15 protein-coding genes are annotated in these 23,479 nt (G+C 52.9%); 14 read left to right on the top strand and 1 reads right to left on the bottom strand.

What is annotated here, in order from left to right; genetic code table 11:
• The first annotated feature begins 44 nt into the window (after positions 1-44).
• The 9 genes from BLT02_RS02870 to BLT02_RS02830 all read left to right on the top strand — a co-directional run bounded on the left by BLT02_RS02870 (position 45) and on the right by BLT02_RS02830 (position 14,866).
• Positions 45-1,943, top strand: coding sequence for an SGNH/GDSL hydrolase family protein (locus BLT02_RS02870; protein WP_092991364.1), 1,899 nt, complete (start codon positions 45-47; stop codon positions 1,941-1,943).
• Positions 1,944-2,061: 118 nt separating this feature from the next.
• Positions 2,062-3,642, top strand: a complete 1,581-nt coding sequence (locus BLT02_RS02865) for a helicase HerA-like domain-containing protein (protein ID WP_092991362.1) — start codon at positions 2,062-2,064, stop codon at positions 3,640-3,642.
• Positions 3,643-3,684: 42 nt separating this feature from the next.
• Positions 3,685-4,722 (top strand): alpha-hydroxy-acid oxidizing protein, encoded by a 1,038-nt coding sequence (locus BLT02_RS02860; RefSeq protein ID WP_092991361.1) that lies wholly within the window; start codon positions 3,685-3,687, stop codon positions 4,720-4,722.
• Between the two features lie 329 nt (positions 4,723-5,051).
• On the top strand, positions 5,052-6,419 hold the full coding sequence (locus BLT02_RS02855) for a sodium-dependent transporter (RefSeq protein WP_092991360.1): 1,368 nt from the start codon (positions 5,052-5,054) through the stop codon (positions 6,417-6,419).
• 315 nt (positions 6,420-6,734) lie between these two features.
• Positions 6,735-8,825: an elongation factor G gene (locus BLT02_RS02850; protein WP_092991359.1), complete on the top strand. Its 2,091-nt coding sequence runs from the start codon at positions 6,735-6,737 to the stop codon at positions 8,823-8,825.
• A gap of 195 nt (positions 8,826-9,020) precedes the next feature.
• Positions 9,021-9,908: a DegV family protein gene (locus BLT02_RS02845; protein WP_175453663.1), complete on the top strand. Its 888-nt coding sequence runs from the start codon at positions 9,021-9,023 to the stop codon at positions 9,906-9,908.
• Positions 9,909-10,131: 223 nt separating this feature from the next.
• Positions 10,132-12,552, top strand: coding sequence for a leucine--tRNA ligase (leuS, locus tag BLT02_RS02840; RefSeq protein WP_347474876.1), 2,421 nt, complete (start codon positions 10,132-10,134; stop codon positions 12,550-12,552).
• A 329-nt stretch (positions 12,553-12,881) separates the two neighbouring features.
• Complete coding sequence (locus BLT02_RS02835) at positions 12,882-13,583, top strand: GntR family transcriptional regulator (RefSeq protein WP_347474875.1); 702 nt, start codon at positions 12,882-12,884, stop codon at positions 13,581-13,583.
• 68 nt (positions 13,584-13,651) lie between these two features.
• The gene (locus tag BLT02_RS02830) at positions 13,652-14,866 is read left to right on the top strand and encodes an NADP-dependent isocitrate dehydrogenase (protein ID WP_092991355.1); all 1,215 of its coding nucleotides are present in this window, start codon (positions 13,652-13,654) and stop codon (positions 14,864-14,866) included.
• A gap of 292 nt (positions 14,867-15,158) precedes the next feature.
• On the opposite strand, the gene abc-f is transcribed toward BLT02_RS02830, so the two are convergent.
• On the bottom strand, positions 15,159-17,363 hold the full coding sequence (gene abc-f / locus BLT02_RS02825; protein WP_092991354.1) for a ribosomal protection-like ABC-F family protein: 2,205 nt from the start codon (positions 17,361-17,363) through the stop codon (positions 15,159-15,161).
• A gap of 749 nt (positions 17,364-18,112) precedes the next feature.
• On the opposite strand from abc-f, the gene BLT02_RS02820 reads away from it, so the two are divergent.
• The 5 genes from BLT02_RS02820 to BLT02_RS02800 all read left to right on the top strand — a co-directional run bounded on the left by BLT02_RS02820 (position 18,113) and on the right by BLT02_RS02800 (position 23,463).
• Positions 18,113-18,760: a redox-sensing transcriptional repressor Rex gene (locus tag BLT02_RS02820; RefSeq protein ID WP_092991353.1), complete on the top strand. Its 648-nt coding sequence runs from the start codon at positions 18,113-18,115 to the stop codon at positions 18,758-18,760.
• A gap of 34 nt (positions 18,761-18,794) precedes the next feature.
• Entirely contained in the window at positions 18,795-20,531 is a 1,737-nt protein-coding gene (locus BLT02_RS02815; RefSeq protein WP_092991352.1) for an NAD(P)H-hydrate dehydratase, read from the top strand.
• A gap of 143 nt (positions 20,532-20,674) precedes the next feature.
• Positions 20,675-21,811 carry an alanine racemase gene (gene alr, locus BLT02_RS02810; RefSeq protein WP_092991351.1) on the top strand — a complete coding sequence of 379 codons (1,137 nt, stop codon included), beginning with the start codon at positions 20,675-20,677 and terminating at the stop codon, positions 21,809-21,811.
• A 360-nt stretch (positions 21,812-22,171) separates the two neighbouring features.
• Positions 22,172-22,909, top strand: coding sequence for a YebC/PmpR family DNA-binding transcriptional regulator (locus BLT02_RS02805; RefSeq protein WP_092991350.1), 738 nt, complete (start codon positions 22,172-22,174; stop codon positions 22,907-22,909).
• Positions 22,910-23,220: 311 nt separating this feature from the next.
• Entirely contained in the window at positions 23,221-23,463 is a 243-nt protein-coding gene (locus BLT02_RS02800) for a hypothetical protein (protein ID WP_092991349.1), read from the top strand.
• The last annotated feature ends 16 nt before the right edge of the window (positions 23,464-23,479 follow it).

Raw genomic sequence — 23,479 nt, 5'->3', positions numbered from 1 at the left:
GCAGGCAGAAAACAGTTTCTTACTAACAGGATTGGAAGTTTCTTTTGGACTATACTACGCATACTTGCACTAAGACTGAAAAAGCGGCCGCAGACTCCCGGAACGGTGTCTGCAATGACCTCATAAAGAAACGGAAGAAAGAGTATGATCAGGCTGTTTATTCTGACATGTATGCGGGCAGAAAAATGCGGACCTTCAAAAGAGGGTTTTCACCTGATTCCGGAATGATGAAAATCGCGGCGGGGGCGGCTGGATTATTTCTGGCGGCCGGCCTGACACCTCTGTCCCTGGTCAGCGGGCAGATCGCGGAAAGCAGACTGACGGTTCCAGAGGAACAGGATATCCTGATTCCTTCCCTTGATCTGGAACCCGGAAACCAGGAAGCAGACCCTGCTGAAGAAGAAGAGGAGCTTCTGCTCAGGTGGGGGCTCGATCCTCAGGATTTCCCCGAGCAGGAAGAGGAACCGCAGGCAGAGATCCCGGATGACCTGCTCCCCTATTTCCAGGAGATGACTGCCGATGCTGTCTACAGCTATGGCGGAGCCCTGCCTCCGGAAGCAGATATGAGCAGGTATTCCCTCCGCTCAAATGCCATCCGGCAGGCCGTCCGCAAAAAAGCGGACGCTTTCTGCCAGGCTTCCGCATCTTACGTTCTGTATCATATAGGAAGCCTTTTCCGCAAAACTGCAAATGAAGCAGGGCCGGTCTGCCTTGCGGCGCTGCAGGGAAGTGAAAAAAAGGATGAGCTTCCGGTCGTTTCCTGGAAACTGCCGGGAATGAAGAAGCAGGAAAAAGAAAGCTTTAAACCGGGCTTTCCCCTGCGGCCCGCGGAAGATTCCGCCAGGGCCGGTGGTCAGCCCCTTTCATTAAGCAAGAAAGAAGCTGCACAGATCTCCGATGCGGAGATTTACGGCCCTTTTCTTCCCGCACAGGCTTATGAAGCCGATTCTGCAGCAGCGGATCAATACTCCCCGGAACTGTTGTCAATCTCTGAACAGTCCGGCCGTCCTGTCGAGGAGATCTCTCAGACACAGACACTTTCTGCAGCGGGTCCATTTGCGGCTGACCAGTCTCAGATCCAGACAGGTGACGAGCTGTTTCCCGGCCTTGCCTGGTTTCCGGAATCCAGTGACACGCTTCCTGCTTCTCCGGCCAGCACCCTGCTGCAGTCTGATCTGCAGACCGGCAGTTACCGTGACCGGATCCTGCCGCTCAAAGATCCTTCTTCTGCCCGGCAGAGTACCCGCACTGTCTTTATTGGTGATTCCAGGACTGTGGGCATGCAGATGTATGTAGACAGTCTGGAAAATGAATTCTGGTCCGCAAAGAACAGTATGGGATATTCCTGGATGGTGAATTCCGGAGTTCCTGCCGTGGACGGCCTCATAGGCAGAAATACCGACGTGGTGATTCTGATGGGGGTCAATGACCTGGGCAATGTGGCCTCCTATGTCGATTATATGAATGAAAAGGCAGCGGAGTGGAAGGAGCGGGGCGCGCGGACCTTTTTTGTCTCCGTCACTCCGGTCATCGATTCCAAAAGCCCTAATGCCAAAAATTCACGGATCGAGTCCTTTAACGCATACGCTCAGGAAAACCTGAAAAATGTCATCTACATCGATGCCTACAACAGGATCCGGTATTCCTTCGGGTCTCCGGACGGGATCCATTTTGACGGAGCCACCTATCAGGAAATCTACAGGATCATTCATTTCTATCAGTACACGGGCTGGTATGAAGAAGCCGGTCTCCATTTTTATTTTGACAAGGGAAAACCTCTCACCGGCTGGCATTATCTGGATGGAGAATGGCAGTATATGGATGGAGCCGGTGTCAGATGGATCAGAAAAGGAAGAGTGGGCGATGTTGTCCTGGAAGGCTTCCCTGAAACAGGGCTGCTGAACCCCTACAGAGCGGTCCTCCCGGACAGTATGTTCCGGTAAAAAGCAAGGATCTGTCACGAATTAATCTATACATCCTGCTTTCCTGTTTTTCCGATATCTGCGTCAAAAAGCCTCGCCGGAAATCCGGCTTGTAACATGATTTAAGGAGGGTGAATTCATGAAAAAAGACGACAAGATCTGGGCAGCCGTCAATGATGCAGGAGAAGATCTCTTTCTGCTTCCCCGAATGGCTAACCGCCACGGTCTCATTGCGGGAGCTACCGGCACCGGCAAAACAGTGACCGCGCGTGTGCTGGCGGAATCCTTCAGCGATATGGGCGTTCCGGTCTTCATGGCGGATGTCAAGGGGGATCTGGCAGGGATCATGGCACCCGGGACTGATTCTGAGGATATGCAGAAGAGGATCCAGCGCTTCGGCCTTGCGGACACCGGATTTACCTATACCGGATATCCCGTCGCTCTGTGGGATATCTATGGAGAAAAGGGTATGCCTCTGAGAACGACAGTCTCCGAGATGGGCCCCCTTCTGATGGCCAGGATCCTGCAGCTCAACGACCTGCAGAGCGATATTCTCAGTGTCGTATTCAGGATCGCGGATGACAACAATCTGCTCCTGATCGACATCAAGGACCTCAAGGCTATGCTCAATTACGTGCAGGAGCACGCAAAGGAATATGCGGAACAGTACGGCCGCATGAGCAGTGCTTCCATCGGAGTGATCCTCCGCGCCCTGGTGGCTCTGGAGGGCCAGGGCGGAGATATGTTTTTTGGCGAGACAGCCCTGAACATTTCCGACTGGATGCAGACCTATGACGGAAAAGGTATGATCAATATCCTCGATTCAGTGAGCCTTTTCAACACCAACGGAAAACTGTATTCCACCTTCCTTCTGTGGTTTTTGTCCGAGCTGTTCGAGATGATGCCGGAAGTAGGTGACCTGCCCAGGCCCAAAATGGTCTTTTTCTTCGATGAAGCCCATCTTCTCTTTAAGGATGCCTCAAAAGACCTGCTTGATAAGATTGAACAGGTCGTCAAGCTCATCCGGTCCAGAGGGATCGGGATCTACTTCTGCACCCAGAATCCAAGGGATATTCCTGACGCTGTGCTTGCCCAGCTCGGAAACCGCGTCCAGCACGCTCTCCGCGCCTATACACCGGCTGACCAGAAGGCAGTCCGGGCCGCCGCCCAGTCCTTCAGGGAGAATCCTTCCTTTAATACTGTGGAGACTCTTCAGGCTCTGGGGACCGGTGAAGCGCTGATCTCCTTCCTCGGCGACGACGGGATCCCCCAGATCGTACAGAAAGCCTATATCCTTCCTCCGCAGAGCAGGATGGGCACGATCACGGATGTGGAGAGAGACCAGGCTGTCAAGGGACACATTCTCTATGGAAAGTATTCCAGAGCTTATGACCCTGAATCTGCTTATGAGATCCTTCAGCGCCTGGGGATCGAAGCCGCGGCTGCAGCCGAAAAGGCAAAGGAGGAGGCTGAAAAGCAGAAGCTTCTTGAACGTGAGCAGCGAGAAGCGGAAAAAGCAGCCGAGCGCGAAGCGATAAAGGCAGAAAATGCCAAGAAACGTGCAGCCAAATCTGTCGGCAGTACAGTGGCGGGCACAGTCGGCCGCGAAGCCGGAAAGACCGTGGGCGGTCTCTTTGGCGGCAAATTCGGCAAGACCATCGGCGGCAACCTGGGCGCAAGCCTGGGACGCGGGATCATCGGAACACTGTTCAAAAACTGATTTCCTGTAAAGATAACAGACAAGATGTAAAGGAGAAATGACATGACTTATCAGGATATCCTGACCAATGCACGCACTTGTATCGGCCCTTATTGCAAGGCCTGCCCGGTCTGCAATGGCAGGGCCTGCAGCAATCAGGTACCGGGTCCCGGCGCCAAGGGCGTGGGAGACACAGCGATCCGCAACTATGACGCCTGGAAACGGATCAGGATCAATCTGGACACTATTGCGGAGAATACCACTCCGGATACTTCCTTTGATTTCTTCGGACATACAATGAAATATCCCTTCTTTGCAGGTCCCGTGGGCGCAGTGAAGCTTCATTACGGCGATAAGCTGGATGATGTCGCCTACAATGATATTCTCGTCTCCGCCTGTGCGGACGCGGGGATCGCCGCCTTTACCGGTGACGGCACCAACCCGGCTGTCATGCAGGCCGCCTGCCATTCGATCGCTGCCAAGGGCGGGTTCGGAATACCGACCGTAAAGCCCTGGGACGTCAATACTCTCCGGGAAAAATTTGAACTGGTCCAGGCATCAGGCTGCTTTGCGGTCGCCATGGACATCGATGCTGCCGGCCTTCCTTTCCTGCAGAACCTCCAGCCTCCGGCAGGCAGCAAAACCGTAGAGGAACTCGCGCAGGTGATCAAAAATGCAGGAAAGCCCTTTATCGTCAAAGGCATCATGACCGTCAACGCTGCCCGCAAAGCTCTCGAAGCCGGCGCCTCCGGCATCGTGGTCTCCAACCACGGCGGCCGCGTCCTCGACCAGTGCCCCGCCAGTGCGGAGGTCCTCTACGAGATCGCCCAGGCAGTCGGCGGAAAAATGAAGATCTTTGTCGACGGCGGAATCCGCACCGGCGTTGATATTTTCAAGGCACTCTGTCTCGGCGCGGACGGCGTCCTCATTGCCCGTCCCTACGTAACCGCCGTCTATGGCGGAGGCGCTGAGGGAGTCATTCTCTATACGGAAAAACTCGGAGCCGAACTCGCGGACACAATGAAAATGTGCGGCGCCGCGAAGCTCTCCGACCTGTCGGAAAAATACCTTTTCCGCCCCTCCAACCCCTTCCTGAGCTGAACCCTGCAGAAAAGCGAAGAAAAGACAGGAGACCGGCAGCCGGTCAGCTGCTGTTCTGACTGAACAGGGGTAAAATATCATTTTTAAAGAAAATACATAAAGGAAAAGCCTTATGTCCTCCAGCGTCTGCTCAGACCTGAAAGCATAAGGCTTTTTCATTACTGATTCAATGGGATATTGGATTCAATGAATGGCTGCATGAAAAAAACAAGATGACTTTTTCGTCAGAATATGATATTCTACTCAATACTGCACTGTCGTTCATTTCTACATTATTGTACAAATTTAGCTGCCGGACGGCAGCTTTTTGAAAAGGGGGAAGTTTAGTCATGAATTCAGAAGAGAGAAAGGGGTTTTCCGGAAAACTGGGCTATGTATTGTCAGCGGCAGGGGCATCCGTCGGTCTCGGCAATATCTGGCGGTTCCCTTATCTGGCGGCAAAGTACGGCGGAGGAATCTTTCTGCTGGTCTACATCCTGCTGGCGCTGACCTTTGGATACACCATGATCATCGCGGAGACGGCGATCGGAAGATACACCGGGAAGAGTCCCTACGGCGCTTTCACATCCTTTGGGAAAGCCCCCGGCACAGTTTTCGGAGGCTGGATCAATTCGATCATTCCTCTATTGATCTGCCCTTATTATTCCGTCATCGGAGGCTGGGTCTGCAAATACCTGTTTGAATACATTCGCGGCAACGGGGCCGGCGTAGCGCAGGATACCTTTTTCGGAGAGTTCATCTCAAACGGATTCACCGCCGAGTTCTGGTTTATCGTCTTCGTCGCGATGATCCTCATTATTATCGTAATGGGTGTGGAGAATGGCATTGAACGCGTCTCCAGCTTCATGATGCCTGTCCTGATCGTACTGGCCTTTCTGATCTGCATTTATTCCATGACCCGCCCGGGAGCAATTGAGGGCGTCAAGTATTTTCTGGTTCCCAATCCCGCCCACTTTTCCTGGATGACCGTCATCTCCGCCATGGGACAGATGTTTTATTCCCTTTCAATCGCCATGGGTATCCTGATCACCTTCGGCTCCTATATGAAAAAGGACGTCAGCATTGAGGAATCCACTATACAGGTGGAGATCTTTGATACGGGAATTGCTGTCATGGCAGGCCTTATGATCATCCCCGCTGTCTTTTCCTTCTCAGGAGGAGATCCCGAAGCGCTCGGAGCAGGCCCGTCCCTGATGTTTATCACCATGCCCAAAATCTTTGACAGTATGGGCTTCAGCCGGATCATCGGCACGCTGTTCTTTGCCCTGGTCCTTTTCGCAGCCCTCACGAGCGCCATCGCGCTGACGGAGAGCGCCGTCTCCACCCTGGCGGATGAGACAAGCCTGGGACGGGTCTACAGCACTCTTTTTATCGGTGCGGTCATGCTCATTCTCGGCTCCCTGTCCTGCCTTGGATACGGCCCCCTCGCTGACGTGAAGATCATCGGCATGCAGTTCCTGGATTTCTTTGATTTCCTGACCAATTCCATTATGATGCCCATCGCGGCCCTGTGTATCTGTCTTTTTGTCAGAAACAGGATGACCGTCGCCCTGGCCGTGCAGGAGGTGGAGCAGGACGGCCACAGGTTCCACAGGAGAAAGATATTTGAATTTATGATCCAGTATGTCTGCCCTGTTTTTGTCGTAATCATACTGGTCAGCTCCGTCGCCAACGTCCTCGGCCTGATCCAGATGTGAGGACTGGTGTTCCGTCTCACAGGACTCAGCAAAGTCTTAGTAAAGATTCAGCACAGCACTCGGAACTCACTAAGCACAGGACGAAGCACAGGTCTAACAATAATTTGATAAAGCCCTTGTAATGGCACCTTTTATCTAGTAAAATGGACAAGGATTTTTGTCAAAAAGTACCGTTTTGCGAAAGATTACCGGATAATTCCTCATCCTGTCAGTCAGCTGCCGGCTCAGATCCGTATTCCGGCCGGGCAGCAGACAGTTCACAGACGGCTTTTCCGGACAAAAACAACATAGAATAAATAGTAGTGGAGGTCTGCAATGAAAGTTTACACAACTGATAAAATCAGAAATGTCGTTCTGCTCGGTCACGGCGGAGCAGGAAAGACAACGCTTGCGGAGGCTATGTGCCATATGACAGGCGTTACGTCAAGAATGGGCAAGGTCGAGGATGGCAACTCCGTCTCCGATTTCACAAAGGAGGAGCAGAAGAGGGGATTTTCAATCAAGACGTCCCTGATCCCTGTTGAATGGAAGAACTGCAAGATCAATATCCTTGATACCCCCGGATATTTCGATTTCATCGGAGAAGTGGAAGAAGCGATCAGCGTGGCGGATGCCGCCATCATCGTTGTCTCCGGTAAGGCCGGTGTCGAAGTCGGTGCGGAGCGCGCATGGGAACTCTGCGAAAAATATAACCTGCCCAGGATGATCTATGTCTCCGATATGGATCTGAATGATACAAACTATGGCAGGACGATCGATACCCTCACCGAGCTCTACGGTCCCAAGATCGTTCCCTTCCATTTCGCCATGCACGAAGGCGAGAAGACCATCGGCTGCGTCAGCGTCATCGAGGAGAAGGGATACAAGTGGGATGGAAAGAAATCCACTGCCTGTGATGTCCCTGCGGACTGCCAGGACAGCCTTGAGCACTATCACGAGACTCTGATGGAGACCGTGGCAGAGACCAACGAAGAGTTCATGGAGCGCTATTTCGGCGGCGACACCTTCACGGCTGATGAGATCGGTGAGGCTGTCAGAGCCAATATCCTTGACGGCTCCGTCATCCCTGTGGAGTGCGGCATTTCCACCCAGTGCAGCGGTATTGAGAATGTCCTCGATGATATCGTGCGCTACATGCCCAATCCTGCCGGCCGCACTGTCACCGGCAAAAACACAAAAACCGGCGAAGACTTTGAGGCAGCCTTTGATGATGCTCAGCCCAAGTCCGCCTTTATCTTCAAGACTATCGTGGATCCCTTCATCGGCCGCTACAGCCTGATCAAGGTCTGCTCCGGTGTGTTCAAGACAGATGATACCGTCTATGATTCCGGCCTTGAGTCCGAACTGCGTCTCGGCAAGCTCTATATCATGATGGGCAACAAGACCAGTGAGATCGCCGAGCTCCACGCAGGTGATATCGGCGCAGTCGCCAAGCTCGGTGACGCGAAGACCGGCGACACCCTGTCCACCAAGGCAGAGCCCATCGAGTACGCTCAGATGGATATCTCCGTTCCTTATACCTATATCCGTTACAACGCAAAGAACAAGAACGATATCGACAAGATCGCCCAGGCGATGGCCAAGATCTCCTCTGAGGATCTCACCTTCAAGATGGTCAATGACGCTGAGAACCGCCAGACCCTCATCTATGGTGTCGGCGATATGCAGCTTGAGGTCGTCAAGAGCATCCTCAAGAACGAGTACAAGGTCGAGATCGAGACCATGCAGCCCAAGGTTGCTTACCGCGAGACCATCCGCAAGAATGCCGATATCGACTCCAAGTACAAAAAGCAGTCCGGCGGCCACGGTCAGTACGGCCATGTCAAGATCAAATTCGCTCCTTCCGGAAACCTTGAAGAAGCCTATGAGTTTGACGAAGAGGTCGTCGGCGGAAGCGTTCCCAAGAACTACTTCCCCGCAGTTGAAAAGGGTATTGCCGAGACTGTCCAGAAGGGACCGCTTGCCGCATATCCTGTTGTCGGCCTGAAGGCGACTCTGTATGATGGATCCTACCATCCCGTTGACTCCTCCGAAATGGCATTCAAGACGGCTGCGAGCCAGGCTGTCAAGAAGGGCATCATGGATGCAAATCCTGTCCTTCTCGAGCCCATTGTCTCCCTCAAGGTCACTATCCCGGATTCCTACACCGGCGATGTCATGGGCGACCTCAACAAGCGCCGCGGCAGAGTCCTCGGTATGAACCCGATCCCCGGCGGCAAACAGGTCGTTGAGGCAGAAGTCCCCATGTCCGAGCTGTTTGACTACTGCACAGTCCTTCGTTCCATGACCGGCGGACGCGGCGATTACTCCTATGAGTTTGCCCGCTATGAGCAGGCTCCCGCCGATGTCCAGGCCAAGGAAGTCGCAGCCCGCGCAGCAGCAGTCGCTGAAGGTGCTGACGACTGATGAACAGTCCTCATTTACCGGACTGAATCTGAGCTGTAAAAAAGCACGCATCTGCGGATCCTTTCTGCAGATGCGTGTTTGCTGTTTAAGCCGCATTAACGTGGAAAATAACCTGATATCCAGCATCAGGGATTAACAGGTCTTTTGACCCGGATCGCAAGCCGGCCTGTATTTTTCATGACAAGGAGGATTAATTTGTCTAACGCAGCAGATTATGAGATTTATATAGATGCTTCTCTGGATCTTGACTATTCCTGGATCGAGGAGAACGGGATCCATATCATCCCCATGAAGTATGTCATTGATGATAAGGAATATCTGATGGACCGTCCCCAGACGGAAGAGGAGCTCAAGATCTTTTATGATAAAATGAGAGCCGGTTCCATCACCGGGACGAGCCAGATCACACCTTATACCTATGAACAGCTTTTCTCGGAAGCTGCCGCCGAGAAAAAAGACATTCTTTACCTCGCGCTTTCCAGCGGTCTGAGCAGCACCTACGACTCATCCCTGACCGGAGCCCGGGCTGTCATGGAGGACCATCCGGATGTGCGGATCGAATGTGTGGACACACTGGGCGGTACAGGAGGCATGGGCCTTTTGCTGATGCTGGCGATCAAAGCGCGCAAAGAAGGGATGTCCCTTTCAGACAATGCCGCAATGCTCCGTGACAGTGCCCTGAAAGTGTGCTACTGGTTCATGGTGGAGGACCTGATCTACCTGAAACGCGGCGGACGTATTTCCTCCACAGCAGCCTTTGCCGGCAGTGTCCTGAATCTGAAGCCGGTCCTCAAGATCAATGATGAGGGAAAGCTGGTCAATATCTCCAAACAGCGCGGTGTGCCCAGGGCCGTCAAATACCTGCTCGAATGTTATCAGGGAGCCGTAGACACTGCACTTGAAAATGATGTGATCGTCGCCCATGCAGACTGCAGGGAACGGGCGGAGAAACTTGCGGAAGAAGTCCGCAGGATCAATCCAGCCGCCAGGATCCAGGTCTGCCCCATGGGACCGGTGATCGGTGCCCATACCGGCCCCGGCTTCGTGGCGGTCATTCACTTCGGAAACCGGAATTACCGCTGACTCTGTGCAGCCCTGCAGGGAGTGACCCTGCCGGCCAATTTCCCTGCATGACTCATGACCCTGCCGGCCATAACCAGCATGACCCATGACCCTGGATGGACGCGGCCCTGCAGAGTCCGTACCTGTCCGTGCACCGGTTTGTGCCTTTATTCGTTTACTTGACGAAAGTGCCTGCGGGGATTATTATAGAACGAACTGCGTTACAGAAAACCAGGACAAGAGGATGAACACTATGAGATACGATTTTAAGAAAATTGAGCCGAAATGGCAGAAGAAATGGGAAGATGCCGGCCTTTTTAAGGCTGTGGATTTCAGCGAAAAGCCCAAGTTTTACGGACTGGTGGAGTTTCCTTATCCCAGCGGCGCAGGCATGCATGTCGGCCATATTAAAGCCTATTCGAGCATTGAAGTTGTTTCCAGAAAGCGCAGGATGCAGGGATACAATGTCCTGTTCCCGATCGGTTTCGACGCATTCGGCCTGCCGACCGAAAACTATGCGATCAAGACGAATACCCATCCCCGCATTATCACAGATAAAAATATCGAAAAATTTTCCAATCAGCTCAGGAGAGTCGGCTTTTCCTTTGACTGGGACCGCGTGATCGACACCTCCAGAGAGGATTATTACAAGTGGACCCAGTGGATCTTCCGCAAGCTTTTTGACCACGGACTCGTGTTCCGCGATAAGACTCTGGTCAACTACTGCCCTTCCTGCAAGGTCGTACTCTCCAACGAGGACAGCCAGGGCGGCAAGTGCGACATCTGCCACAGCGATGTCATCCAGCTTCCCAAGGATGTCTGGTATCTGAAGATCACCGAGTATGCCGACAAGCTCCTGACCGGACTCGACACAGTGGATTATCCCGAGAACATCCGCATGCAGGAGGTCAACTGGATCGGCAAGTCCACCGGCGCCTTTGTCGACTTTACGCTCAAGGGTATCGATGAGAAGCTGGAGATCTACACGACCCGTCCCGACACCCTTTTCGGCGTGACCTTTATGGTCATGGCTCCCGAGCATCCGCTGATCGACAAGTACGCTGACCGTATCTCCAACATGGACGCGATCCAGGGCTACCGCGACGAATGCGCAAAGAAGACCGAGTTTGAGCGGACCCAGCTTGTGAAAGACAAGACCGGTCTGAAGATCGAAGGCCTGGAGGCCGTCAATCCCGTGAACGGCGAGACCATCCCGATCTTCATCGCGGACTATGTCATGATGGGCTACGGCACCGGCGCGATCATGGCCGTACCTGCCCACGACCAGCGTGACTGGGAGTTTGCCACCAAGTTCGGAGTCCCGATCATCGAAGTCATCAAGGGCGGCGATATCTCCAAAGAAGCCTACACCGGCGACGGCGAGATGGTCAATTCCGGCTATCTCAACGGACTGACAAATAAAAAAGATTCCATCGCGAAGATCATCGGCGTCCTCGAGGAGCAGGGAATCGGCCACGCAGGCATCCAGTTCAAGATGAAGGACTGGGCCTTCAACCGTCAGCGCTACTGGGGCGAGCCCATCCCGCTCATTCACTGCCCCAAGTGCGGTGTCGTCGGTGTTCCCTACGAGGAACTGCCTCTCCGCCTTCCCGATGTAGAAGATTTCGAGCCCGGTGAAGACGGCCAGTCCCCGCTCGCAAAGATCGATTCCTTCGTCAACTGCACCTGCCCGAAATGCGGCGGCCCCGCCAAACGCGAGACCGACACCATGCCCCAGTGGGCCGGTTCCTCCTGGTATTTCCTCCGCTATGTGGATGCCAACAATGACAAGGTCTTCGCAGACAGGAAAAAGATCGATTACTGGATGCCTGTCGACTGGTACAACGGCGGCATGGAGCATGTCACCAGACACCTGATCTATTCCAGGTTCTGGCATCATTTCCTGTACGACATCGGTGAGGTCAATACCTCTGAACCCTACATGAAGCGTTCTGCCCAGGGCCTGATCCTCGGTCCGGACGGAGACAAGATGTCCAAGTCCAAGGGCAACGTCGTCGACCCGCTGGACATCGTCGAGCAGTACGGTGCCGACACGCTCCGTGTCTATGTCCTGTTCATGGGCGATTACGCCAGCGCCGCTCCCTGGAGCGACAGCTCCGTCAAGGGCTGCAGGAGATTCCTTGAGCGCGTTGCCGGCCTCACAGAGATCCTCACGGACGGCGCGTCCCCCAGGGAACTCGAGACTGCCATGCACAAGACCATCAAAAAGGTCTCCGAAGATATCGAAGCCCAGAAGTTCAACACCGCGATCGCTGCCCTGATGACCCTTCTCAACGATATCTATAAGGCCGGAAGCATCTCGAAGGCTGACCTCATCACCTTCCTGAAGCTCCTGTCCCCCTTCGCCCCTCACCTCACAGAAGAGCTCTATGAGAGCGTCCGCGAAGACGGGGCGGAAGAGTACCTGACTGTCTCCGCATGGCCCACCTTTGACCCTGCCAAGACTGTAGATGATCTGATCGAAGTCGGCGTACAGGTCAATGGAAAAGTCCGCGCCGCAGTCCAGATCGCCCGCGATGCCGACAAAGACACCGCCCTGGCTGCAGCAAGAGCCAACGAGCGTGTCGCCTCCTTCATAGAGGGCAAGACTCTCATCAAAGAGATCTTTGTCCCGGGCAAGATCATTAACTTCGTTGTGAAATAAGTAATTAACGAAACATATAGAGACAGAAAGAGACATATAGAGAAAAGCAAGAGACGGTTCCCAGGTCCATTTAAATGGTCCGGGAACCGTTCTTTCTTTCTTTCCATCCCCCTCGACTCTTCACATTCCGTTACAAGTCCACGCCCTCTCGACTCTTCTCATTCCGCTTCCTATTCCTCCAGAAGAACTTTTCAGCTTGACTTTATTGTATTTGGTGTATACAATTATACATAGACTTTTTGACCATAAAATCAGAACAGAATGAACAACAATAACAGCATAATCAACAAGATGAACAGTCTGTGCATCATAAAATGCATCAGGGGGGCATGATGGAGGAGTTTGACTTAAAACGTGAAGTAACAGACAAGTATTCCCTGCGGGGCCGTGTTTTTACCAAGATCCGGGAGGACATTCTGAACGGCAGGTATAAGGACCACGAGGAGCTCAAAGAGATCAGGATCGGAAAAGAGCTCGGCGTGTCCAGGACTCCCGTGCGGGAAGCGCTGCGGCAGCTGGAGCTGGAGGGGCTTGTACAGATCATCCCCAACCGGGGAGCCTTTGTCACGGGGATCCAGGCCAAGGATGTAAAAGATATCTATATGATCCGCGCCCGTCTCGAAGCGCTGTGCGCCCGCTGGGCGACTGAAAAGATCACTCGTGAGCAGCTTGAGGCGATGGAAGAGAACGTCTATCTCGCGGAATACCACGCGGGTAAGGGACATCTGGAACAGATGGCCGAGCTAGACAGCCAGTTCCATCATATTCTGTACAGTGCCTGTCATTCCAAGATGCTCGAGCACCTGCTGATTGATTATCATCAGTATGTCCTGCGTGTACGCAAGAAAACTCTTTCCAACGTGACAAGGGGAACTGCTTCCAACAAAGAGCACAGGGCGATCATGGAGGCGATCCGGGCCGGAAAGGCAGATCTGGCGGAGAGGCTCGCCGGAGAACATATGAACAATGCCTATGAAAATATGGTCAAAAACGGACTTTACGATATTTACAGGGATGAAAAGCAGGAGTAACGGACGCGAAGCAATTTGACAAACCCGAACTAAACTGACGGACGCGAAAAAAAAAGGAGATGCCTGTCATGGACAAAATAACAATGAAGACACCGCTGGTTGAGATGGATGGAGACGAGATGACAAGGATCATCTGGCAGATGATCAAGGATGACCTGCTGCTTCCTTTCATTGACCTGAAGACAGAGTATTATGATCTTGGCCTCAAAAAAAGAGATGAGACAAACGACCAGATCACTCTCGATGCAGCGGAAGCGACAAAAAAATACGGTGTAGCGGTCAAGTGCGCCACGATCACTCCCAATGCCGCCCGTGTGGAGGAATACAACCTGAAAGCCATGTACAAGAGTCCCAACGGTACGATCAGGGCTGCTCTGGACGGCACTGTTTTCCGCGCCCCTATCCTTGTCAAGGGAATAGAGCCCTATGTCCGCACCTGGAAAAAGCCGATCATCATGGCGCGTCACGCTTACGGCGATGTCTATAAGAATACTGAGTATCGCGTGGAAGGTCCCGGAAAGGCGGAGCTGGTCTTTACCGATGCGTCCGGCAGAGAATCCAGGGAATTGATCCATCAGTTTACCGGTGCCGGTATCATCCAGGGCATGCACAACACGGACGCCTCCATCGAGGGATTCGCCCGGTCCTGTTTCAATTATGCGCTTGATCAGAAAATGGATCTGTGGTTCTCCACCAAGGATACGATCTCCAAGATCTATGATGGAAACTTCAAGGAAATCTTCCAGAATCTGTATGATACCGAATATAAAGAAGCTTTCGAGAAAGCCGGTCTGGAGTATTTCTATACCCTGATCGACGACGCCGTCGCCCGCGTCATGCGGTCTGAAGGCGGTTTCCTGTGGGCCCTCAAGAACTATGACGGCGATGTCATGAGCGATATGATGGCGACGAGCTTCGGCTCCCTGGCCATGATGACCTCCGTTCTGGTCAGCCCCGACGGGATCTATGAGTACGAGGCAGCCCACGGCACTGTCCAGCGCCACTATTACAAACACCTGGAAGGTGAAAAGACCTCCACCAACTCCGTCGCGACGATCTTTGCCTGGACCGGCGCTCTCCGCAAGAGAGGTGAACTCGATGAGATCCCCGCCCTTGTCAGATTTGCGGATCTTCTGGAAGAGGCGACACTGGAGACCATCGAGAGCGGAAAGATGACAGGCGACCTGGCCATCATCACCACCCTTGACCATGTCGAAAAAATGGAAACAGAGGAATTCATCCTTGCCATCCGCAGCTGCCTGGAAAAAAAGCTCGGCGCATAAAACAATAAAGGATGTCCGGTCTTCAGATTTTAAAAAAATCATAGATTAAAATAAAAGCACAAATGAAAATGAGAGCATAAATAAAACGGATTGTTGTAGTATTCCTGCAACAATCCGTTTTTTCCTGAAAGTCTCTTATTTGAGTCCTTATCTGATGCCCTTTTTGATGTCTTTTATTCGATGTCTTTTTTTCGATGTCCTTTTTGACGTCTTTTATTCGATGTCTTTTTTGATGTCTTTTATTCGATGTCTTTTCCTGATGTTATTTATCGGTGTCCGCAGTTCTTAATATCTATTCTTCGTATTCTGCGGCCTGCTCGCTGAGCTCTTCCCACTGTTCGTAAAGGACCATAAGACGTTCGTTTATGGCTTCTCTCTTATCGTTCAGGCTGCTGAGCTTTTCGGGATCTGTACTGTTTTCGGGCAGGGAGATCTCATTGTCCAGCTGTTCGCCTTCTCCCTCCAGGCGGGCGATCTCCTCCTCGCATTTTTTCAGGTCATTCGAGATCTTGCGGCGGCGCGCCTGCTCCTCTTTGCGTTTTTTCCAGTCGTCTACACCGCCCTGGGCGGAAGAGGAGGTCTTCATTTGGCCTCTGGAACCAGCAGCAGTCTGAGCGGGATCATTCTGAACGGGACCTTTCCGGGAGGAGCCTTTCAGGGCGGGATTTACTGCCCCTGAGTCTTTACCGGGATCAGAAACGGAAGCGTTTTTCCCGGAACCTTTTTTCCCGTAACCTGTCTCGCCCGGGGCTCCGGATCCTCCTTTTCCGGACTCTGGACCATCACCCCTGTTTCCTGCAGAAGCGCCTGTCTCTGCTCCTTCACGAATGCGGTCTTCGAGCAGCTTTTCGCCGATCTGGGCAGATTTTTCGACATAGAAATCATAGTTGCCCATGTATTTTTCGGGCACTGATTCGCTGTTGTTTCCGGGATAGTTGAGCAGCACATGACTGGTCAGCTCCATGATCCGGCTGGCCGTGCGGTTGATAAAATAACGGTCGTGGGAGACAAAGAGCACTGTGCCGTCGTAGGAATTGAGGGCGTTTTCCAGGACCTCGCGGGAGACGATGTCCAGATGGTTGGTCGGCTCATCGAGGATAAGGAAATTAGCCTCCGAAAGCATGAGCTTGGCCAGGGATACCCTGCCCCTTTCGCCGCCCGAGAGTTCTCCGATCAGTTTGAACACATCGTCTCCTGTAAAGAGGAAGGAGGCAAGGAGATTGCGGACCTCGGTGTTGGTCATGGTGGGGAAGGCATAGGCGATCTCTTCAAAGACCGTATTGCTGTCGTCGAGGACCTGCTGCTCCTGATCATAATAACCGATATGGACATTGGTACCCAGGCGGATGTGGCCGGCGTCCTGTCCCAGGATCCCGTTCAAGATCTTGAGAATGGTTGTCTTGCCGGTGCCGTTATCTCCGATCAGGGCTACATGCTCTCCGCGGCGGATATGGAAACCCAGCCCGGAAAACAGCTGATGGCTGCCGAAGGATTTACCGAGCCCCTCCACAGTCAGGACCTCCCGGCCGCTGCGGATGCAGGGAGTGAGCTTCAGATGCATGTCATCGCGCAGAATGAAAGGCTTTTCGACGACTTCCATTTTGTTGAGCATCTTTTCCCGGCTTTCGGCGCGTTTGATGGATTTTTCGCGGTTAAACTGACGGAGCTTCGCGATGACCTCTTCCTGATGGCGGATCTGGGCCTGATTGTTCAGCCAGGCGCGGCGCTGCTGGTCACGAAGCGCCTTTTTTTTCTCCGCGTAAGCCGTATAATTACCGGTAAAAAAGGTGGCGGAGGCATTCTCGATCTCGATGACCTTTGTCACCGTCCTGTCCAGGAAATATCGGTCATGGGAGACGATAAGGACAGTGCCGCGGTAATTGGAGAGGTAGGTCTCCAGCCAGCGGATGCTGCCCAGATCCAGATGGTTGGTCGGCTCATCGAGCATGATCACGTCCGGCTTTCTGAGAAGGAGCCTGGCAAGAGCCACCCGGGTCTTCTGGCCGCCGGAGAGAGTGGAGATCTGTTTGTCAAACTCATCGTCTCCGAATCCCAGGCCTCTGAGGACTCCGACGATTTCTCCCTTGTAGGCATAGCCGTCCATCATCTCAAACCGGTGGAGCAGGCTGGAATAGGACTCGATCAGTTCACCCAGGGCGTTTCCTTTGACACTTTCCATCTCGCTCTCATACCGGGAGAGCTGTTCCTCCATTTCAATGATCTCTCTTTTGGCTTCAAGCGCCTCCTCATAAATGGTGTTCGAAGCATCCAGTCCCTGATCCTGGGCGAGATAGCCCAGCTTAGCTCCTGATGACAGGGTGACGCTTCCCGAGTCTGCCTCCAGCTCACCTGCCATGATCCGCAGAAGCGTTGTCTTACCGGCTCCATTGACGCCGACGATCGCTGCCCTGTCTCCTTTTTCCAGATGGAAAGTGATGTCAGAGAGTATAGTTTTGTCGATAAATTCCTTTGTAATATGATGACAGGCAATGATCATTGTTATGCCCCTTCCAGTTTTTCTTATTCTTCATCGCGTAATACCCGTATATTCAGTCGCGGGATACGCGCGCAAACGGGATCCCCGCTTCATCGCGCAGGACTGACGGGCAGGTCCCCGGAGTGCCTTTTCAGTTTAATCGGAAACCTTTCCCCTGTCAATCAAATGGCCTCCAGCCCCGGGTCCCGGGCACAGGTCAGCGTTACTGTCCACGCCCCCTCGAAGGGCGTGGACATGTAACACTTGCGCGCGGTGATTCCGATACGCTTCGCGTGCACCGCGCGCCGTTGAACTCGGGTTTTTCGCGAAAAAGCCGCGAAAAACGCCTCGAGTTTCGAGCCAGTCTGTACTGTAACAGATCAGCCACTGACCCGTAAACCCGGGCTTTTCGCGAAAAACAGGCGAAAAAGGCCTCGAATTTCCTTCCGGTCTGAAAAAACACCGAAAAAAACGCTGACTCACCGCCTCCGACTCACATACGAGTCTTGAATTGACATGAGTGTACAGGCACTTTATAATGTACTGGGGTTGTTACAGATATTGAGAGAAAAGTACCTCCTTTTCACACCATGTTGTGAGTCTGGTAAATATTTCACGATAGTGATAAGGGCGCTGTCATGAAAATTTATCTCTTCTTTCGTTATTTATGTTAATCTTTCACTTTATATTATCATTAATGACGGAAGCAGATAATGACATTAAAAGGAGTCTTCTTTTTTCCCGCAAAAGAATTATTTAAGAGGTGTTTAGTGGAAGACAGGGATATATCACAGGCAGTTATTCGCCGGCTGCCGCGTTATTATCGTTACCTGAAAGAGCTGAAGGACGAGGGGAAGGAGAGAATTTCTTCTCACGAACTCAGCAGGATCATGAAGGTGACTGCTTCGCAGATCCGGCAGGATTTTAACAATTTCGGGGGATTCGGACAACAGGGATACGGATATAATACGGAATATCTTTACCAGGAGATCGGTAAAATACTGGGATTGAACCATCAGCACAACATGGTGCTGGTGGGAGCCGGTAATCTCGGACAGGCTCTTGTCAGGTATCTGAAATTTAAAAAGAGCGGTTTCAATTTTATCTGTGCGTTCGATATCGATTCCAGGCTGTTTGACCAGACGATAGGAGGGATACCTATTCGTCCCATGTCAGAGCTGCAATCCTATGTTGACAGTAACGATGTGGACATCGTCGTCCTGACGATTCCCAAAACCGGTGCAAAGGAGGTCGCCGAGACCTTATCGGAAACCAGGATCAAGGCGATCTGGAATTTTGCGCACGTTGATCTCGAGCTCCCGCCTCAGATCAAAGTGGAGAATGTCCACCTGCAGGACAGTCTGATGATGCTGTCCTACAATATTCACAGGAACGAGGGCACAAAAGAAGAAGCATAATATCCTGCCTGCTTTTGTTCCAGATGGAGAACCTATGGAATATATATTGACGGGCACTGAGATGGCTGAGTGCGACACGCGCACCAGCGAAGTGATCGGCATTCCTTCTCTTGTTCTTATGGAGCGCGCCGCTCTGTCCGTTGCGGACGGTGCCGACGATTATCTCAAAAAATACAGGGGAGGGAAGGGGATCATCCTTGCAGCTGCAGGCCGGGGAAATAACGGCGCAGATGCACTGGCTGCCGGAAGGATCCTTCTCGACAGGGGATATGATGTACGATTTTGCAGACTGTCCGGAGAGATTTCTCCGGACAGCTCTTTTGCTGTACAGGAACGGATCCTGGCATCCTACGGAGCTGAGGTTCCGACCGTTACAGACTCCATACTGCAGGGTCTGCGGCTGCCTCCTCCGGCAGATCGTCTTCATCTCTGTCCCGATCTCTCTGATACCAGTCTCACTGTTTTTTCAACAGGGGCCGCAGAGGTGCCGGACGTTATCCTGGACGGACTGTTCGGGACAGGACTCTCACGGGACCTGTCCGGGGAAGCAGCGGATACTGTCCATGCTCTCAATCGTTTCCGCGGGCACCTGGGATCCTATGTCATCGCGGTGGACATTCCCTCCGGTATCTCCTCGGATACCGGGAAAGTGATGGGCTGTGCAGTCCGCTGTGATGAGACCAGGACCTTTGCCTTCCGGAAACGAGGACATCTGCTTGCTCCCGGCACAGCCTTTGCCGGCGTCTGCCATCTGGCGCAGATCGGGATCACTCCGCTTGCTTTTAAGTCTCTTCCCGGCATGTTTACGATGTCGTCAGAGACTGCGCGGAATCTCCTGCCTCCCAGGGACCCCTTCGGCAACAAAGGGACTTTCGGCAAAGTCCTGATCATCGCAGGACGAGAGAAAATGTGCGGAGCAGCCTTTATGGCTGCGCGCGCCTGTATGGCCGCCGGAGCAGGCATGGTAAAGGTCTTTACCCATGAAGCCAACCGGGTGATCATCCAGCAGTCTCTTCCGGAAGCCCTTCTGGAAACTTATACAGAAGCCGGGGACCCTTCTCAGATCAGGGAAAAACTGTTATCTTCCCTGGCATGGGCGGACATCGCTGCCGCCGGCCCGGGAATGGGGACCGACGAAACCGCAGTCCGTCTTTTGAAAGACCTGCTCAGGTACTGCGCCGGGCCGGACAGCAGTCTGCGCGGGCTGGTACTGGATGCGGACGCGGTCAGGATCCTGGCAGCTGAGCCGGAAACTGTCTCCCTCCTGAGAGAAAGACCTGCCGGTCTTCCCTGTATCCTGACCCCGCATATGGGTGAATTTGCCGCCCTCGCCGGTCTTTCTGTCAGGGAATGTATCGACGGACGCGCAGACCTTGTACAGGAACAGGCGGACCGGCTTCACTGCACGATCGCCTGCAAGGACGCCAGGACTCTTGTCGCCCATCCATCCTGCCCTTCCGGCCGGATGCTGTATCTGAACCACAGCGGCTGCAGCGGGATGGCTTCAGCCGGATCCGGCGACGTGCTGACAGGAATGACTGCGGCTTTCTTAGCCCTTTTTACTTCCTTTCCTCAAAAAGAGACAGCTGTGTTCACCGCAGACCGCAGAAGGTCGGGGTTTGACGCCGCCTGCTGTGCCGTATACCTGCATGGCATTGCGGGAGAGCGCGCCGCCGCTGAACACGGCGAACAGGGGATGACTGCCTGTGACCTCATCGAGGAGCTTCGCAAAGCAGCTTTCTGGAGCACAGGATCCGCAGACATGCCATAGAAGAAAAAGCAGCTTTCTGGAGCACAGGATCCGCAGACATGCCATAGAAGAAAAAGCAGCTTTCTGGAGCACAGGACCCGCAGACATGCCATAGCAGACATGCCTTAAAGAATAAAGATCATGAAACAGGAGACCAGAAGTAAATGAGTCACGAACGGATATGTGCAAAGATCGACCTCTCCGCCGCCTGCTACAATATGGAAAGCATGCACCGGAATCTTTTTCCGGACACCCGCATGATCGCAGTTGTAAAGACGAACGGTTACGGGCACGGCGCTGTGCCCATCGCTCACAGGATCGAATCCCTTCCCTATCTGTGGGGATTTGCGGTTGCGACCTTTGAGGAGGCCGTGGAACTCAGGCAGGCAGGTATACAGAAGCCTGTCCTGATCCTGGGGTATGCTTTTCCCTACTGTTATGAGGATCTGGCAGAGCTGGGTATACGTCCCGCCTGTTTCCGGGAGGACATGCTGGAACAGCTGGCCGCCGCGGGAGCTAAAATGAAGCGTCCGGTCTGCATCCACATCGCTGTCGACACCGGCATGAGCCGGATCGGGATCACACCGGATGACAGAGGGCTGGCGTTTGTCCGCCGTGCTCTGGAGCTCCAGGAGAAGGGCCTGCTCTCCCTGGAAGGTATTTTCACCCACTTTGCCAAGGCTGATGAAACTGACCTTTCTGATACTGATACTCAGCTGGAGCGCTTCTTTACTTTTACAGAAAGGATAGAAGAGGAGCTGGGATATCGGATCCCTCTCCGTCACATCTCCAACAGTGCAGGGATCATCCGTCTGCCGCACACCAGTTTCGATCTGGTTCGGGCCGGGATCACCCTGTATGGACTGTGGCCTTCGGATGAAGTCCCCAGGGAGCCCGTTCCCCTCAGACCGGTCATGTCCCTTCATTCCAGCATCGTCTTCATCAAGACAGTCCCCGCCGGAACTGCTGTGAGCTACGGCGGCACCTATGTGACGAAGGGATCTGAAAGGCTTGCGACCATACCGGTGGGATACGGCGACGGATATCCGCGCGGACTTTCCGGAAAAGGCTATGTCCTGATCCGGGGAAAAAAGGCTCCGATCCGCGGCCGGGTCTGCATGGATCAAATGATGGTGGATGTCTCCGATATCCCGGATGCAGCGGAAGGAGATCCGGTCACACTGATCGGCAGGGACGGAGATGCCGTCATCACCATGGAAGAGCTCGGAGACCTTTCCGGCCGCTTCAATTACGAACTGGCCTGCTGCATCAGCCCCCGGGTCCCCAGGATATTCTTATAAATATTCAGCTTATAAATATTCATGATTCTTATAAATAGTCATATTCTTATAAATAGTTATATAATAAGCCTTTAAAATATTATAGTTGAACAGCGGATCCCGATAACCGGGATTGGAAAGAACCGGAATAGGAAAGAACCGGGATTGGAAACCCTTAAAGCCCGGGACAACGGTCAGTTATACCGGGGCAGTTTTACCGGGGCCGGTTATACCGGACGCGACCAGCCGCGGCGGAATCTGCTTTAGATTGACGTTTGGCGGCTGTACTGCTATACTTGCGGGTATGGCAATGCGGCTCCGGTCCCTGGAGAAGAACCGCCTTTAAACATACGTATATCTGTTTTTTAGTGAGGAATCGACATGTCAGGACATTCAAAATTTGCAAATATCAAACATAAAAAAGAGAAAAATGATGCCGCGAAGGGCAAGATCTTTACGATCATCGGCAGAGAGATCGCCGTTGCTGTCAAGGAAGGCGGACCTGATCCTTCCAACAACTACAAACTTGCCAAGGTCATTGAGAAGGCAAAATCCAACAATGTTCCCAATGACACGATCGAGCGCGGGATCAAGAAGGCCGCGGGTGATGTCGGCAATGTCAACTATCAGTACAATACCTACGAGGGGTACGGCCCCAATGGTATCGCCGTGATCGTGGACACACTGACTGACAACCAGAACCGCACTGCAGCCAATGTGCGCGCCGCTTTTTCCAAGGGCGCCGGCAATATTGGAACCCCCGGCTGTGTGTCGTTTATGTTTGACAAGCGCGGACAGATCATCATTGACCGCGAAGAATGTGACATGAGCGCTGACGACCTGATGATGCTGGCTCTGGACGCAGGTGCCGAGGACGTCAGGGAAGAGGAGGACAGCTTTGAAGTCCTCACCTCTGAGGAGGATTTTGACGCTGTCAAGGCAGCCCTCACGGACGCCGGGATCGAAACGGTTTCTGCCGAAGTGACTATGATCCCCCAGAACTATGTCACACTGACAGATGAAAACGCGATCAAGCAGATCCGCAGGATCCTCGATATCCTCGAAGACGACGATGATGTTCAGGCAGTGTACCATAACTGGGATGAGGGTGACGAATAAAGATATCGCCATATTACCCGGGGGTTCTTGCAAAAGCACTGCAAAGGGTGCTTATCAGGACTCGCTCAAATGAATCTACACGCAGTATTTTCTCACACAGCAGCTTTGTGCCCCGGCACCAGGCTGCTATGTGTTATTTTATTCTTCATCGCGTAATACCCTTGATTTCAGTCGTGGGATACGCGCGCAAAAAAAGGAAACCCGCTTCATCGCGTAATACCCATGTCTTCAGACGTGGGTATTACGCGCAAAAAGGGAAACGCGATTTACACGGCGAAAACACGATTTTCATTTTTTTAAAAGAGGATCCCATGAGCAAAGATGGTCTCCCTGGAAACAATGCGCCCTCCGATAACCAAAAGAGCGCTGCAGACTTTCCTTCCCCCGCCGGATCCGGCAGTGAGGACAACAGATTTTTAAAAAATCCTCTCCCTGTACCCAAACGGCGCCCGCATGTACGGATGGATTTCGATCTGAAGGATGACTGGGATATCTCTGAGGATCTGGACTATTTCGACATCGAGATCGATGACGATGATGACTATGACATCTAATCGTTTCAATACTTTG

Origin of the sequence: Sarcina sp. DSM 11001, assembly GCF_900101015.1 — a bacterium.
Lineage (GTDB): Bacteria > Bacillota > Clostridia > Lachnospirales > Lachnospiraceae > CAG-791.
This window is presented reverse-complemented; position numbering and strand designations above follow the sequence as displayed.